The sequence below is a fragment of the Dactylosporangium sp. CA-052675 genome, from assembly GCF_050947935.1.
Lineage (GTDB): Bacteria > Actinomycetota > Actinomycetes > Mycobacteriales > Micromonosporaceae > Dactylosporangium.
The window spans coordinates 9,184,415-9,199,474 of the sequence record NZ_CP192010.1; the positions used below are offsets into that span (position 1 = coordinate 9,184,415).

Genomic DNA, 15,060 nt, shown 5'->3' on the forward strand with positions numbered 1-15,060 from the left:
GTCGTGCACGGGCAAGGACGGGGGCCTAGGCATCCGCGTGCTGCCGCTCGGACTCGTGGCTGAGCTGGTCCTCGTCCTCGGGGTCGGCGCGGCGTACGAGCAGCGTGTCGATCCGGTTGCGCCGGCCCGCGGTCCCCTCGGCCACCAGCACCAGCCCGCCCACCACCGCGGTCGCGCCCGGGATCGGCACGCGGCCGAGGGCCTGGGCCAGCAGGCCGGCGACGGTCTCGACCTCGTCGGCGGGCAGCTCGACGTCGAAGACCTCGCCGAGGTCCTCGATCGGCAGGCGGCTCGTGACGCGGACCGCCCCGTCCGGCAGCTCCTCGATCGGCGGGCGCTCGGCGACGTCGTACTCGTCGGTGATCTCCCCGACGATCTCTTCCAGGATGTCCTCGATGGTCACGAGCCCGGCCGTGCCGCCGTACTCGTCGATGATCACGGCCATGTGCGTGCGCGCCGCCTGCATCTCGCGGAGCAGGTCGTCGACCGGCTTGGACTCGGGCACGAAGGTCGCGTCGCGCATGACCTGCGCGACGGGCATCTCGCCCGCGCCGGTCTCGTTGCCGGCGGTCCGGCGCACGAGGTCCTTGAGGTACACGATGCCGAGCACGTCGTCGACGTTCTCGCCCACCACGGGGATGCGCGAGAAGCCGCTGCGCATCGCGAGCATGAGGCCCTGGCGCACGGTCTTGTGCGCCTCGATCCACACCATCTCGGTGCGCGGCACCATGACCTCACGGGCGATGGTCGTACCGAGCGCGAAGACGGAGTGGATCATGTCGCGCTCGCCGTGCTCGACGACGCCGCGCTGCTCGGCCAGGTCCACGAGCTCGCGCAGCTCGATGGTGGTGGCGAACGGGCCCTCGCGGTACCCCTTGCCGGGCGTCACCGCGTTGCCGATGAGGATCAGCAGCCGGGCGAGCGGGCCGAGGGCCGTGCCGAGCCAGCGCACCGGCGGGGCGGCGAAGCGGGCGACGTGGTACGCGTGCTGGCGCCCCATCGTCCGCGGGGCCACGCCCACGACGACGAAGCTGATGACGGTCATGACGCCGGCCGTGATCAGCGCGGCGAGCCAGTCGCGGTGCCCGCCGACGGCCGCCGCGGTCTCCAGCGCCACGAGCGTGGTCGCGGTCAGCTCGCACAGGAGCCTCAGGAGCAGCAACAGGTTGATGTACCGCGCCGGATCAGCCGCGATCACCTCGAGCGCCCGGGCGCCGGGCTTGTTCTCCCGGGCCAGTTCGTGCGCGCGAGCGGGCGAGACGACGTTCAGCGCCGCGTCGGACATCGCGAAGAGCCCCGCGAGGACCACGAGTCCGGCCGCAGTTGTCAGCAGTGTGACATCGCTCACGGATTCACGACTTTCGCCAGCTCTCCAGCAGTCTCGCCTGGAGGCCGAACATCTCGGCCTCCTCCTCGGGCTCGGCGTGGTCGTAGCCGAGCAGGTGCAGGATGCCGTGCACGGTCAGCAGCGCCAGCTCGTCGATCGCCGCGTGCCCGGCGGCGGCGGCCTGCTTGGCGGCCACCTCCGGGCAGAGCACGATGTCGCCGAGCAGCGCCGGCTCGCCCGCGCCCTCGCCGGGCCCGTGGTCGACGCTGCCCTCGTCCATCGGGAAGGCCAGCACGTCCGTGGGTCCGTCGCCGTCCATCCAGCGGTGGTTGAGCTCGGTCATGTACTCCACGTCGACGCACAGGATCGACAGCTCGGCGAGGGGGTTGACCCCCATCTCGTCGAGGGCGTGCCGCGCCACCGCGAGAATGGTGTCGGAGTTGACGTCGACGCCGGACTCGTTGGCGATCTCGATGGACAACAGCGCTCCCGTGGCTATCTGCGTCGCCCGGGCCGGCCGCCCTGTGCGGCGCGATCCGGGACGGCGCGCACCGGCTGCTGAGCCTCCTGCGCTTCGTCCCAGCGGGCGTAGGCGTCGACGATGTCACTGACCAGCCGGTGCCGCACGACGTCGGCGCTGCCGAGCTGGGCGAAGTGGACATCCTCGACGCCGTCGAGGATCTCACGGACGACCCGGAGACCGGAGCGGGTCCCCCCGGGCAGATCGACCTGGGTCACGTCACCGGTCACGACGATCCGCGAGCCGAACCCGAGCCGGGTCAGGAACATCTTCATCTGCTCGGGCGTGGTGTTCTGGGCCTCGTCCAGGATGATGAAGGCGTCGTTGAGCGTCCGGCCGCGCATGTACGCCAGCGGCGCCACCTCGATCGTCCCGGCGGCCATCAGCTTCGGGATGGACTCCGGGTCGATCATGTCGTGCAGGGCGTCGTAGAGCGGGCGCAGATACGGGTCGATCTTGTCGTAGAGCGTGCCGGGCAGGAAGCCCAGCCGCTCGCCGGCCTCGACCGCGGGCCGGGTCAGGATGATCCGGTTGACCTGCTTGGCCTGCAGCGCCTGGACGGCCTTCGCCATGGCCAGGTAGGTCTTGCCGGTGCCGGCCGGGCCGATGCCGAACACGATCGTGTGCTGGTCGATCGAGTCGACGTAGCGCTTCTGGCCCAGCGTCTTCGGCCGGATGGTGCGGCCGCGCCGGGAGAGGATGTTGAGGGTCAGCACCTCGGCCGGGCGCTCGGCGGTGTTCTGCTGCAGCATGCCGACGGTGCGCCGGACGGTGTCCGGGGTCAGGGTCTCGCCCTTGCGCACCAGCTCGATGAGCTCGCTGAAGATGCGCTCGGCCATGGCATTGTCCGCGGCCGCGCCGGTAATGGTGATCTCGTTGCCCCGCACGTGCACATCACTGCTGACCGACCGCTCGACGAGCTTGAGAATCTCGTCGCCGGCCCCGAGCAGCCTGACCATGACGTGCGGGTCGGGAACGGTGATCTTGCTGATGGCCCGCACGGGCTGTTCCGACGATGCTGCCGGCACGGGGTTTGGGGTCTCGGTCATACCTTGGCCGCGTTGGGCCTCTAGCACCTGCTTCCGGGCTCGCTCCAGCCTGGGCTCATGTCCAGGCTCTTCATGGTATCGGCTGCGGGCGCGAGCGACCGGCCTCATTTTTTCGCGGCGAGCTGCGCGGCGATCGGGAACCTCGCCGAGCCGGCGACGCGCCCGGGTCCCGGCACGGTGCCCGGACGCGACCGGCGACCCCGCCGACCCGGCGGCGGCCCGACCCGCCGCGCTGCCCCGGGCGTTGCCCCGAACGCGTTCGGCCGAACATGCCGTCTGCGCCCATTCGCCCGCGAACCACCCGGCCGGGCTGGTAGGGAGGCAGTTGACCAATTCACAGAGGGGGCGGGAGCCATGGTCGAGCGCACCGGATACATCGACGGCGAGCCCTGCTGGGCGGACGTCGTGGCGGCGGACGTCCCGGCCGCGCAGCACTTCTACTCGTCCGTCTTCGGATGGGAGTACTCCGACACCGGCGCCGAGTTCGGCAACTACGTCATGTGCACGAAGGACGGCCGGATCGTGGCCGGGATGAGCCCGCCGATGCCCGGCTCGGAGCAGCTGCCGGCGGCCTGGAGCCTGTACCTCATGTCGCACGACCTCGCCGAGACCTCGAGACGCATCGAGGAGCACGGCGGCAAGGTGCTCGTCGCGCCCATGGACATCCCGGAGAACGGCCGGATGCTCTTCGCCATGGACCCCTCCGGCGCCGCGTTCGGTGCCTGGGAGCCGGGCCGGCACACCGGCTCGCAACTGTTCGACGAGACCGGCGCCCTGTGCTGGGCCGAGGTGACGACGCGGGAACCCACCGTGACGGACTTCTTCTACCACGGCCTCTTCGGCTACCGCCAAACCCGGATCGCCGGGCCCCTCGACGCCGGGGAGGAGCCGTTCGACTACTCGTCGTGGAGCCTTGGCGACGCCGACCCGGTCGCGGGGCGCCTCACGATGACCTCGGAGTGGGACGGGGTCCCGGCTCACTGGAGCGTCTACTTCGCCACCGACGACACCGACGCCGCGGCCGAGCGCGTCGTGGCGGCGGGCGGGCGGGTGCAGCACGGCCCGTTCGACTCCCCGCACGGCCGCCTGGCCGTGATCGAGGACCCGAACGGGGCCGTGTTCACGATGATCAGCCGCTGATCAGAACCGGTGCCCGTCGAAGGCCTCCTGGCCCCGGCTGAGGCGGTACGTCGCCCAGTGCATCCGCACCACGGTCCCGTCGGCGTCGCGGGTGAGCCGCAGCAGCTCGCCCGCCTCCCGGCCCGACACGGTGCGGAACAGGTCCGGTGAGCCCTCCACGGCCGCGAACACCGCCGGCGGCAGCTTGCCGGGCGCGTCGACCGCGCGGGCGTGCAGGGTGCCGTCGCGCCAGCTGAAGCCGTACTCGAACCCCTCGCTCCACCACCGTCCGAGCACGCTGCGGTACTGCGGCGGCGCCGGCGGCCCGGGCACCCAGGGCGCGATGCTCGCCGGGTCCTCCTCCACCACCGCCGCGAGCAGCTCGTGCGGCAGGTCGCAGATGTCCCGGGCCGTGCCGGACGAGCCCAGCGCCGCCGCCCCGAGCGCCCGCGGCGTGCCGGCCCCGCCGACGCGTCCGTAGGCGCCGGCGAGGAACCCGGGCATGGCCCCGTCGTGCCCGACGTGCACGACCCGCTCGGCGCCCGGCCGCGGGTGCAGGATCAGGCCGAGCCCGAAGCCGCGGGCCCAGAGCACCTCCTCGGTGACCGTCTGCGGCGCGCGCATCTCCTCCACGGTCGCCGCGGACAGCACGGTGCCGTTGGGGTCCATCTCGCGCGGGTCGGCGAGGAAGGCGGCCCAGCGCGCCAGGTCGGCCGCGGTGGTCCACAGCTGCGCGGCCGGGCCGACGGCGCCGAAGTCGGTCGACGGCTCGGGGTGCGCGTAGTCGGACCAGGCGTCGACCTGGTATCCGGTCACCGGCCGCCGCGGGGTGACCGCGGTGTCGTGCAGCCCGAACGGGTCGAGGACGCGCTCCTGCAGCACCTCGGCCCACGTCCCGCCGCGCAGTCGCCCGACCAGGTGCCCGAGCAGCGCGATCGCCAGGTTCGAGTAGTGGAAGCGCAGGCCGGGGCGCAGCACCTGCTCGGCGCGGTCCAGCTTGGCCAGCAGCCCCTCCAGGTCGGGCGCCTGCATGGTGTCCCAGACGTCGCCGTAGGGCTCGCGCTGCAGGCCCGACACGTGCGACAGCATCCGGCCGACGGTGAGCTCGCCGTGGGCCTTCACGGGCAGGTGGCGGGCGATCTGGTCGTCGAGGTCGAGCAGGCCCTCGTCGCGGCACTGCATGACCATCACGGCCGTGAAGGTCTTGGTGATCGAGCCCATCCGCAGCTGGCTGCCGGCGTCGACGCCCTCGCCCACCTGGAACGTCCACAGCGGACGGTCGGCGCGGTGGACCGCGACGCTGAGGGCCGGGACCCGGGCGTCCGCCTGCACCTGCCGGGTCATGCGTTCGTACCGCTGCGTCGCCTTCACCGCGACACCATCGGCCCGATCGGCGCACCCGCGAGGATGTGCCCGTGCGCGTGGAAGACCTCCTGGCCGCCGTCGGGGCCGCTGTTGAAGATCAGCCGGTACCCGCTGGCCGCGACCCCCTCGGCCGCGACCACGGCCGCGACCGTGGCGAGCACCTCGCCGGCCAGCCCCGGGTCGGCCCCGGCCAGCGCGGAGACGTCGGCGTGGTGAGCCTTCGGGATCACCAGCACGTGGACCGGCGCCTTGGGATCGATGTCGCGGAACGCCAGCGTCGTGGCGGTCTCGTGCACCACCGTCGCCGGAATCTCGCCCGCGACGATGCGGCAGAACAGGCAGTCACTCGTCACCAGTGCATCCTAGGGGCCGCCGCCCGAGCACACGGCCGGCCGACGCGCGCCTGCCACCCGGCGCGCGCCTGCCACCCGGCGCGCCGAACCTCGGCCTAGGCTGCGGGCATGGCTGCTCAACGGGTCCTCGTCACCGGCGCGGCGCGCGGCATCGGCGCCGCGATCGCGCACGCCTTCGCGTCCGCCGGCGCGCGTGTCGCCGTGCACCGGCGCGCCCCCGCCCCGCTCGACCTCCCCGGCGACGGCCACGCGGTGGTGACGGGCGACCTGGCCGATCCGGATGCCGTACGGGCGATGGTCGACGCCGCCGCCGAGGCCCTCGGCGGCCTGGACGTGGTGGTCAACAACGCCGCCGTGTACCTCGAGCACAAGATCACCGAGACCTCGTACGAGCAGTGGCAGGCGGCCTGGCGCGACACCCTGGCCGTCGACCTCCTGGCGCCCGCGAACGTGTGCTGGTGCGCGGCCCGGCACCTGCCCCCGGGCGGGCGGATCGTCAACGTCAGCTCGCGGGGCGCCTACCGCGGGGAGCCGGACCATCCCGCGTACGGCGCGGCGAAGGCGGCCCTCAACTCGATGACGCAGAGCCTCGCGAGGGCGCTCGCGCCGCGGGGCATCGCCGTGTCGGCGGTCGCCCCGGGGTTCGTGGCCACCGACCTGGTCGCGGACCTGCTGGCCTCGCCGGAGGGCGACGCGATCCGCGCCCAGAGCCCGTTCGGGCGCGTCGCGACACCGCAGGAGGTCGCGGCGGCGGTGCTGTTCCTGGCGTCGCCGCAGGCCGAGTGGTCCTCGGGCGCCGTGCTGGACCTGAACGGCGCGAGCTACTTCCGCTGACCGCCCCGCCCGCCGGGGCACGCGTCGCCGGGCAGCTCACCGGCGCCCGCGCCGCACCGATCACCAGCAGCTCACCGACGCCCGCGCCGCGCCGATCACCAGCAGCTCACCAGCGCCCGCGCCGCACCGATCACCAGCGCCCGAGCCGCACCGACAGCGCGGCCACCGCGGCCGCCCCGGCGGTCGAGGTCCGCAGCACCTCCCGGCCGAGCCGGACCGCGGTCCCGCCGATCGCGTCGAGCTCCTCCGGCGCCACCCCGCCCTCCGGCCCGACGACCAGCGTGATCGACCCGGACTCGGGCAGCGGCACCGACGACAGCGGCAGCGCGGCCTCCTCGTGCAGCACCAGCACGGTGCCGGACAGCGCCAGCTGCCGCGTCGTGCACGCCGGCGCGACCTCGGGAACCCAGCGGCGGCGAGACTGCTTGGCCGCCTCGCGCACGGTCGAGCGCCACCGTTCGAGGGGCCGCTCGTCCTTCCAGCGCGCGATGCTGCGCGCCGCCTGCCACGGCACGATGCGGTCGACGCCGACCTCGGTCAGCAGTTGTACGGCGAGCTCCGCCCGCTCCCCCTTCGCGATGCCCTGCACCACGGTGAGGGCCGGGTCGGGCGCGGGCTCGAAGGTGGGCTCGTCCAGCTCCAGCGTCAGGGCGCCCTTGCGAGCCGCGACGACCACGGCCCGGGCCACGCCGCCGCGCCCGTCGGCGAGCAGCAGCGCCTCGCCGGGCGTGATCCTCTGCACATCGGCCGCGTGATGCCCTTCGGGGCCGTCGAGCACGAACGACGACCCCGCAGGCAGTGCGGCCACCAGAAACAGCGGCAGGCTCACGCCGCCCCCGCTGCGCTCCGGCGACGCGAGCCGAACCCGTGCCCCCGGTGAGCAGCCCCTCCGCGACGCTCCGGACCGCTCACGCCGCCTCCGCTGCGCTCCGGCGACGCGAGCAAACCCTGCGCCCCCCGGTGAGCGGCCCCTCCGCTGCGCTCCGGACCGCTCACGCCGCCTCCGCTGCGCTCCGGCGACGCGAGCAAACCCTGCGCCCCCCGGTGAGCGGCCCCTCCGCTGCGCTCCGGACCGCTCACGCGTGCCCGTTGAACGCGTCGCGCATCCGCGAGAAGAAGCCGCCCTGCTTCGACAGCTCGGCGACCTCCTCGCCCCGGCTGCGGGCGAACTCGCGCAGCAGGCGCTCCTGCTCCGGCTCGAGGCGCGTCGGCGTGCGCACGTCCAGGTGGACGTAGAGATCACCGCGGCCCGCGCCGCGCAGGTGGGGCACGCCCTTGCCGCGGATGCGCAGCGTGGAGGTCGGCTGGGTGCCGGCCTTCACGTCGACCGTCTCCTCGCCGTCGAGGGTCTTGATGGTCAGCCGGGTGCCGAGCGCCGCCGCGGTCATCGGCACGGTGACGCGGCAGTGCAGGTCGTCGTCCTTGCGCGAGTACACGTCGTGGGGGCGCTCGTGGATCTCGACGTAGAGGTCTCCGGGCGGGCCGCCGCCGGGGCCGACCTCGCCCTGCTGGGCGAGGCGGATGCGCATGCCGTCCTCGACGCCCGACGGGATCTTGACGGTGAGCGAGCGGCGGGTGCGGACCCGGCCGTCGCCGCCGCAGGTCGCGCACGGGTGCGGGATCACGGTGCCGAAGCCCTGGCAGGCCGCGCAGGGGCGGGCCGAGACGACCTGGCCGAGGAAGGTGCGCTGGACCGACTGGACCTCGCCGCGGCCCTGGCAGATCTCGCAGGTCTGCGGGTGGGTGCCCGGCGCGGTGCCCGCGCCCTGACAGGTGCCGCAGACGACCGCGGTGTCGACCTGGATCGGCGCCTCGACCCCGAACGCGGTCTCGTGCAGGTCGAGGTCGAGGCGCAGGATCGCGTCGGCGCCCGGGCGCACGCGCGGGCGGGGCCCGCGGGCGGACTGGGTGCCGAAGAACGCGTCCATGATGTCCTGGAAGCCGACGAACGCGCCGCCGGCGGGGCCGCCCCCGCCGCCGCTGGGCGCGAGCGGGTCGCCGCCGAGGTCGACCATCTCCCGCTTGCGGGGGTCGGACAGGACCTCGTAGGCCGCGTTGATCTCCTTGAACTTCTCCTGCGCCGCCGGGTCGGGATTGACGTCCGGGTGGAACTCGCGGGCCAACCGCCGGTAGGCCCGCTTGATCTCATCGGCTGTGGAGTCCCGCTTGACGCCGAGAATCCCGTAATAGTCCTTCGCCACTGAGTCCTATGCCCCTGAGATAGATGTCAACTCTGTGCCAGCAGGTCGCCGACGTAGCGTGCCACGGCCCGCACGGTCGCGATGTTCGCGGGGTAGTCCATGCGGGTCGGGCCGAGCACGCCCATCCCGCCCACCACCATGGTGCCGGGTCCGTAGCCGGTGGCCACGATCGACGCGGTCCGCAGGTCCTCGATCTCGTTCTCGTCGCCGATGCGCACCCGGGTCATGCTGGGCTCGACCTCGCCGAAGAGCTTGAGCAGGATGACCTCCTCCTCGAGCGCCTCGAGGATCGGGCGCAGCGAGCCCTGGAAGTCCAGCAGGCCGCCGCGGGCCAGGTTGGCGGTGCCGGCGAGCGCGATGCGCTCCTCGGACCGCTCGACCAGCGTCTCCAGCAGGACGGTGGACAGCGCCGTCATCGGCGGCCGCAGGCTCGGTGCGGTCTCCTCGACGAGCGCGACCACGAGCGGAGGCGTGTCCGCCAGCCGCTTGCCGACGAGCTTCTCGTTGATCATGCGGCGCAGCTCGGTGACGTCGTCGGCCAGGATCGGCCCCGGGAGGTCGACCAGTCGCTGCTCGACCCGGCCGGTCTCGGCGATCATCACCACCATGAGCCGTGTGGTGGAGATCGGCACGAGCTCGAAGTGCCGCACGCTGGCCCGCGACAGGCTGGGATACTGCACCACGGCCACCTGCCGGGTGAGCTGCGCGAGCAGCCGCACGGTGCGGTGGACCACGTCGTCGAGGTCGACCGCCCCGATCAGGAACCGCTCGATGGCCCGGCGCTCGGCCTGGCTCAGCGGCTTGACCCGGGAGAGCTTGTCGACGAAGAGCCGGTAGCCGGCGTCGGTGGGCACCCGGCCCGCACTGGTGTGCGGCTGTCGGATATATCCCTCCTCCTCCAGCACCGCCATGTCGTTGCGGACGGTCGCCGGAGAGACCCGCAGGTTGTGCCGTTCGACGAGCGACTTGCTCCCGACCGGCTCCTGGGTGGCGACGTAGTCCTCGACGATGGCACGAAGCACTTCGAGCTTCCGCTCGTCAAGGCCCATGGCACCTCCTCGAGGACTGGCACTCCCAACTCGTGAGTGCCAGTCTACGTCAGTCGCGCGGGGGCACGCGATGATCGTTTGGCGCACGATAGACGGTACGGCCGCTGTACTGGGTAAAACTTGTCCAAAAGAAGTCATGTCGTGTCGCTGGCGCCACTTGATCGATGCACCTACCGTGGCCCCCATGAGTGAACCACCTCGCCCCGGGGAATACGGCATGCCGTCGGACCCCAACTCCGGGTACCCGCCCCAGCCGCCCGTGTCGGGTGGTGGGTACGCTCCGCCGCCGTCGAGCGGCGGCGGGGCCTATGGCACCCCGCCCACCTCGGGCGCCGGGTACGACCAGTCCGGCTACCAGCAGCCGGGCGGGTACCAGCAGCCCGGCTACCAGCAGCAGCCCGGCGGTTACCAGCAGCCGGGTGGGTACCAGCAGCCCGGCTACCAGCAGCCCGGCGCCTACGGGCAGCCCGGCGCCCCGGCCGGCTACGCCAACAGCGACGAGAAGACGTGGGCGCTCATCGCCCACTTCGGGGGAATCGTCGTCGGCTTCATCGCCCCGCTCGTCGCGCTCCTGGCGAAGGGCAACGAGTCGCCGACCGTCAAGGCCCACGCGAACGAGGCCCTGAACTTCCAGATCACCTGGGGCATCGCCATGATCGTGGCGGTGGTCGTCTCGATCTGCTCGTTCGGGATCCTGTTCTTCCTGCCGTTCCTGGTGTGGATCGTCATCATCGTCTTCGCCATCCTCGGTGGCATGAAGGCGAACAACGGGGAGCTGTACCGCTACCCGATGACGTTCCGCTTCCTCAAGTAGGACCCGGCTTTCCAGCAGGGGCGGCCCATCGGGCCGCCCCTGCTTACGTCAGCGCCCGGGCCACGCCGTCGGCCAGCAGACGGCCACGCAGCGTGAGCACCGCGCGGCCCGCCGCGAACGCGTCCGGGTCCAGCTGCCCGTCGGCGAGGCACTCGCGCGCGCCCGCGAGGCCGCCGGCGTCGAGCACCTCCAGCGGCAGGCCGTCCGCGAGCCGGATGCGCAGCAGCACGTCCTCCAGGTGCCGCTCGTCCGGCGTCAGTACCTCCCGGGCCTGCCCCGGCGACGCGGAGTCCGCGAGCCGCGCGGCATAGGTGTGCGGGTGCTTCACGTTCCACCAGCGCACCCCGCCGACGTGGCTGTGCGCGCCCGGCCCGAGCCCCCACCAGTCCCCGCCGCGCCAGTACAGCTCGTTGTGCCGGCACGGCGAGTCCTTCGACCAGTTCGAGACCTCGTACCACGTGAAGCCCGCGGCGTGCAGGGCCTCGTCGGCGGCGAGGTAGCGGTCGGCGGCCACGTCGTCGTCGGGGTACGGCAGCTCCCCGCGGCGCATCCGGGCGGCCATGCGCGTGCCGTCCTCGACGATGAGCGCGTACGCGCTGACGTGGTCGACCCCGGCGTCGACGACGGTCGCGAGGGAACCCGCGAAGTCCTCGGGCCGCTCCCCCGGCGTGCCGTAGATCAGGTCCAGGTTGACCCGCTCGAAGCCGGCGGCCCGGGCCTCGGCGGCGGCCGCGGCGGGCCGGCCGGGCGTGTGCCGGCGGTCCAGGACGGCCAGCACGTGCGGCGCGGCCGACTGCATGCCGAGGGAGATGCGGTTGAACCCGGCCGCGCGCAGCCGCCGCAGCCCGGCGAGGTCGACGGACTCGGGGTTGGCCTCGGTGGTCACCTCGGCGCCGGCGGCCAGGCCCCAGGCGCGGTCGATGCCCTCCAGGATGCGGCCGAGCTCGGCCGGGGGCAGCAGCGTCGGGGTGCCGCCGCCGAAGAAGACGGTGTCGACCCGGGGCGGGCGCACGACCTTGGCGGCCAGGGCCAGCTCGTCGAGCACCTGCTCGGCGTAGCCGGCGCTGAGCACGCCCTCGCTCGCGGTGTAGGTGTTGAAGTCGCAGTACCCGCACCGGGTGGCGCAGAAGGGCACGTGGACGTACACCCCGAAACCCTGGCGACCGGCCCCGTCCGCGACCCCGTCGGGCAGCGCGCCGTCGCGGGGAATCGGCTCGCCTTCTGGCAGTGATCCGGGCATCCCACTAGTGTGCCCGCATGTCTCTGGTGCTCTCGGAAACCGCACGGGGCGTGGCGACGCTCACCCTGGACAGCCCGCCCAACCGCAACGCGCTGTCCACGGCCCTGATCGAGGAGCTGCTCGCGGCGCTGGCCGCGGCGGACGCCGACCCGTCCGTCCGCGCGATCGTGCTGACCCACACCGGCCCGGTCTTCTGCTCCGGCGCGGACCTGAAGGAGACGGCCGCCGCGGCCGCCTCCGGCCGGCCGCCGGTGAGCCGGCTCGGCGACGTGCTCGCCGCGATCTGGGAGGGCCGCAAGCCGGTCGTGGCGCGGGTCGCGGGGCCGGCGCGGGCCGGTGGCCTGGGGCTGATCGCCGCGGCCGACATCGCGGTGTGCGCGAGCACCGCCACGTTCGCGTTCTCCGAGGTGCGCATCGGGGTGGTCCCCGCGGTGATCTCGGCCACAGTCCTGCCGCGGCTCGACCGGCGGGCCGCGGCCGAGCTGTTCCTCACCGGCGCCACGTTCGACGGGGCCCGGGCCGAGCGCATCGGGCTGGTGACCGCGGCGGTGGACCCCGACGGGCTCGACGCGGCGGTGGAGGCCTATGTGCGCGACCTGGTCCGCGGCGCCCCCGGGGCCCTGGCCGGCACCAAGGAGCTGCTGCGCACGCCGAGATCCGGCGGCTTCCGCGACGAGATCCGGGCGATGACCGAGCTGTCCGTCGCATACTTCGGCTCGCCCGAGGGCGCCGAGGGAATCGCCGCATTCCGCGAGAAAAGGGACCCGAACTGGGTACCCGACGGCGCCGCCTGACCGGGTCGGCTGGCATCCGCCACGTACGCTGTTCGACCTGACGACCGGGAGGTGGACGTGCGTGCGCGACGACTGGTGACGATCGCGGCCCTGACGGGCGTGGCCGTGGCGCTGTGCGCGTACGTCGTCATCAACCGCATCAGCGAGAACCTCCCCCTGACCGTCGCCACCGGCCGCGCCTGCGTGGTGAGCGCCGGCAGCGCGGCCGTCGGGGCGACCGGGGACGCCTCCGAGGTCGAGCTGGACGCCGAGCAGCTGGCCAACGCGGCCACCATCACCGCGGTCGGGTTGACCCGCAAGGTTCCGCACCGCGGCCTGGTCGTCGCGCTGGCCACCGCCTGGCAGGAGTCGAAGCTGGAGAACCTGACCGGCGGCGACCGGGACTCGATCGGGCTGTTCCAGCAGCGGCCGAGCCAGGGCTGGGGCAGGCCCGAGCAGATCGCCGACCCGCGCTACGCGGCCGGGCAGTTCTTCACCGCGCTGCTCAAGGTCAAGGGCTGGGAGCAGATGCGGGTCACGGACGCGGCCCAGCAGGTGCAGCGCAGCGCGCACCCCGAGGCCTACGAGAAGTGGGCCGACGAGTCCGAGACCATGGTCAACGCCCTCAGCGGCGAGGTGCCGGGCGCGGTGGCGTGCACGGTCACCGAGGAGTCCAGCCGCGGCCCGGAGGCGGCCCGCTCGCTGAGCGCCGGCCTGAAGCTGGACTGGGGCAGCGTCAAGACCGCGGACGTGAACAACCTCGTCGGGGTGGCACTGAAGGTCGGGGAGAAGAAGACCGGCTGGCAGTACGCGCACTGGCTGGTCGCCCACGCCCAGGAGCGCGGGGTGAAGCGCGTCGTCTACGGCGACATGCAGTGGACGGCCACGAGCGGAGCGTGGGCGCACGTGACGGAGCGTGGCGGCATCGACGCCGGTCCCGGTGGGGAGCGGGTCGTCGCCGAGGTCTACTGAGGACCTTGACGTTGCTCGCGAGCAGCGGGTTGTCGCCCTTTCGGACAGTGTCAGGTGGCCAACTCCCGAGTCGGCCGCGCATGCACCTCGCGTTACCATCGGTCGTTCGAGACATCGCGAGCGAAAGACCAAGGTAAGGGGAGGACATGACGTCCGCTGCACCCGACTACGGCGATCTCACCGGCTACGAGCCGATCAGTGAGGCCGACCGCAAGGAGTTCCTGGACAACGGCTTCCTGCTGGTCCGCAACGTCCTCACGGAGGACCACCGGGCCGCGCTCGAGGCCGCGATGGACCGGGTCTACGAGGAGGAGAAGGCGGCCGGCTCCAAGAGCATGAAGAAGGACGGCACGCTGCACCTGCTGGGCTTCCTCAACCGCGACGAGCTCTTCGGGCACCTGCTGACGCAGCCGACCATCTTCCCCTACATGTGGGGCCTGGCCGGATGGAACATCTACACGCACCACAACCACCTGGACGTCACGCCGCCCACCTCCGAGGAGGAGCCGCCCTCGTGGGGCTGGCACCAGGACGGCTACCGCCAGAACTCCGACCCGGAGACCATGGACCCGAACGTCCCCCGGCCCATGTTCTCGCTGAAGGTCGCCTACGTCATCTCCGACCTCTCGGAGACCGGCCGCGGCGCCACGAAGGTCATCCCGGGCAGCCACCTCTGGAACTCGCTGCCCCGCCCGGCCGACACCACGGTGCACAACCCCGACCCCGAGGGCACCGTCGAGATCACGGCGAACCCCGGTGACTGCTTCATCTTCGATCGGCGCCTCTGGCACTCGCGGTCGCCCAACTACTCGGACATCACCCGCAAGATGCTGTTCGTGGGCTACACCTACCGGTGGATCCGCATCCTCGACGACATGCCGATCGACTTCGAGGGCGAGTGGTGGAAGAACCGCACGCCGGTGCAGCGCCAGCTGCTCGGTGAGGCGAGTCACACCGCGAACTACTGGGGCATCAACTGGAACGGCTACATTGACGAGGAAATTCCGCTCCGCAAGGAGCTGAAGACCCGCGGCCTGCTCGACCGCTCTATTCCCTGGCTGCGATAATCACATCGCCGCACACGCGAATGGCCCCCGGTTCGAGACCGGGGGCCATTCGCGTTTTGCAGATGGTGAAACTTACAGGGCGCGGCGACCGCGACCCGCGAAACCGGCCACCAGGGCCACGCCGATGGCGGCCACGACGACCTGGACCAGCAGCTCGCCCCAGTCGACACCCGGGGTGTCGGTGGAGATGCCGATCGCGTTCGCGATCAGGGTCCCGAGGAACGCGGCGATGACGCCGACGACGATCGTCAGCCAGATCGGCAGGTTCTGGCGGCCGGGGACGACCAGCCGACCGAGCGCGCCGATGATGAGACCGACGATCAGCGCGGTAATGATTCCGGTGACAGTCACTGGTCTTCCTCCTTGTACCAAGCTCA

General features: G+C 72.5%; 16 protein-coding genes. 6 read left to right on the forward strand and 10 right to left on the reverse strand.

The genetic code is table 11. From position 1 onward, the window contains the following. Positions 1-25 precede the first annotated feature (25 nt). From ACQP1P_RS41180 to ACQP1P_RS41190, 3 genes are read right to left on the reverse strand one after another with little or no spacing between them, the layout of a single operon-like run. Positions 26-1,348, reverse strand: coding sequence for a hemolysin family protein (locus ACQP1P_RS41180; protein WP_433079799.1), 1,323 nt, complete (start codon positions 1,346-1,348; stop codon positions 26-28). Between the two features lie 4 nt (positions 1,349-1,352). Continuing rightward, complete coding sequence (gene ybeY, locus ACQP1P_RS41185; protein ID WP_433079801.1) at positions 1,353-1,808, reverse strand: rRNA maturation RNase YbeY; 456 nt, start codon at positions 1,806-1,808, stop codon at positions 1,353-1,355. A 14-nt stretch (positions 1,809-1,822) separates the two neighbouring features. Beyond that, entirely contained in the window at positions 1,823-2,896 is a 1,074-nt protein-coding gene (locus ACQP1P_RS41190; RefSeq protein WP_433079803.1) for a PhoH family protein, read from the reverse strand. A 354-nt stretch (positions 2,897-3,250) separates the two neighbouring features. Between ACQP1P_RS41190 and ACQP1P_RS41195 the strand changes: the two genes are divergently transcribed. Beyond that, positions 3,251-4,036 (forward strand): VOC family protein, encoded by a 786-nt coding sequence (locus tag ACQP1P_RS41195; protein WP_433079804.1) that lies wholly within the window; start codon positions 3,251-3,253, stop codon positions 4,034-4,036. On the opposite strand, the gene ACQP1P_RS41200 is transcribed toward ACQP1P_RS41195, so the two are convergent. Together ACQP1P_RS41200 and ACQP1P_RS41205 are read right to left on the reverse strand one after the other, a co-directional pair. Next, a complete protein-coding gene (locus tag ACQP1P_RS41200) occupies positions 4,037-5,359 on the reverse strand; it encodes a serine hydrolase domain-containing protein (protein ID WP_433090329.1) in 1,323 nt (440 codons plus the stop codon). It abuts the gene before it with no gap. Between the two features lie 23 nt (positions 5,360-5,382). After that, the gene (locus tag ACQP1P_RS41205) at positions 5,383-5,736 is read right to left on the reverse strand and encodes a histidine triad nucleotide-binding protein (protein ID WP_433090331.1); all 354 of its coding nucleotides are present in this window, start codon (positions 5,734-5,736) and stop codon (positions 5,383-5,385) included. Positions 5,737-5,841: 105 nt separating this feature from the next. On the opposite strand from ACQP1P_RS41205, the gene ACQP1P_RS41210 reads away from it, so the two are divergent. Then, positions 5,842-6,567 (forward strand): SDR family NAD(P)-dependent oxidoreductase, encoded by a 726-nt coding sequence (locus ACQP1P_RS41210; protein WP_433079806.1) that lies wholly within the window; start codon positions 5,842-5,844, stop codon positions 6,565-6,567. 130 nt (positions 6,568-6,697) lie between these two features. On the opposite strand, the gene ACQP1P_RS41215 is transcribed toward ACQP1P_RS41210, so the two are convergent. The 3 genes from ACQP1P_RS41215 to hrcA all read right to left on the reverse strand — a co-directional run bounded on the left by ACQP1P_RS41215 (position 6,698) and on the right by hrcA (position 9,817). Then, entirely contained in the window at positions 6,698-7,396 is a 699-nt protein-coding gene (locus ACQP1P_RS41215) for a 16S rRNA (uracil(1498)-N(3))-methyltransferase (protein WP_433079808.1), read from the reverse strand. Positions 7,397-7,643: 247 nt separating this feature from the next. Beyond that, positions 7,644-8,768, reverse strand: a complete 1,125-nt coding sequence (gene dnaJ / locus ACQP1P_RS41220; RefSeq protein ID WP_433079810.1) for a molecular chaperone DnaJ — start codon at positions 8,766-8,768, stop codon at positions 7,644-7,646. A gap of 26 nt (positions 8,769-8,794) precedes the next feature. After that, positions 8,795-9,817 (reverse strand): heat-inducible transcriptional repressor HrcA, encoded by a 1,023-nt coding sequence (gene hrcA, locus ACQP1P_RS41225; RefSeq protein ID WP_433079812.1) that lies wholly within the window; start codon positions 9,815-9,817, stop codon positions 8,795-8,797. A 184-nt stretch (positions 9,818-10,001) separates the two neighbouring features. Between hrcA and ACQP1P_RS41230 the strand changes: the two genes are divergently transcribed. After that, entirely contained in the window at positions 10,002-10,631 is a 630-nt protein-coding gene (locus tag ACQP1P_RS41230; RefSeq protein ID WP_433079814.1) for a DUF4870 domain-containing protein, read from the forward strand. Positions 10,632-10,674: 43 nt separating this feature from the next. Here the strand turns inward: ACQP1P_RS41230 and hemW are convergent, their stop codons facing one another. Then, positions 10,675-11,871 carry a radical SAM family heme chaperone HemW gene (hemW, locus tag ACQP1P_RS41235; RefSeq protein ID WP_433079816.1) on the reverse strand — a complete coding sequence of 399 codons (1,197 nt, stop codon included), beginning with the start codon at positions 11,869-11,871 and terminating at the stop codon, positions 10,675-10,677. A 17-nt stretch (positions 11,872-11,888) separates the two neighbouring features. Between hemW and ACQP1P_RS41240 the strand changes: the two genes are divergently transcribed. The 3 genes from ACQP1P_RS41240 to ACQP1P_RS41250 all read left to right on the forward strand — a co-directional run bounded on the left by ACQP1P_RS41240 (position 11,889) and on the right by ACQP1P_RS41250 (position 14,683). Next, entirely contained in the window at positions 11,889-12,665 is a 777-nt protein-coding gene (locus tag ACQP1P_RS41240; RefSeq protein ID WP_433079818.1) for an enoyl-CoA hydratase-related protein, read from the forward strand. A 51-nt stretch (positions 12,666-12,716) separates the two neighbouring features. Further along, the gene (locus ACQP1P_RS41245) at positions 12,717-13,616 is read left to right on the forward strand and encodes a hypothetical protein (protein WP_433079820.1); all 900 of its coding nucleotides are present in this window, start codon (positions 12,717-12,719) and stop codon (positions 13,614-13,616) included. Positions 13,617-13,762: 146 nt separating this feature from the next. Continuing rightward, entirely contained in the window at positions 13,763-14,683 is a 921-nt protein-coding gene (locus ACQP1P_RS41250) for a phytanoyl-CoA dioxygenase family protein (RefSeq protein ID WP_433079821.1), read from the forward strand. Between the two features lie 72 nt (positions 14,684-14,755). On the opposite strand, the gene ACQP1P_RS41255 is transcribed toward ACQP1P_RS41250, so the two are convergent. Continuing rightward, positions 14,756-15,034 carry a GlsB/YeaQ/YmgE family stress response membrane protein gene (locus ACQP1P_RS41255; RefSeq protein ID WP_433079823.1) on the reverse strand — a complete coding sequence of 93 codons (279 nt, stop codon included), beginning with the start codon at positions 15,032-15,034 and terminating at the stop codon, positions 14,756-14,758. Positions 15,035-15,060: the final 26 nt, after the last annotated feature.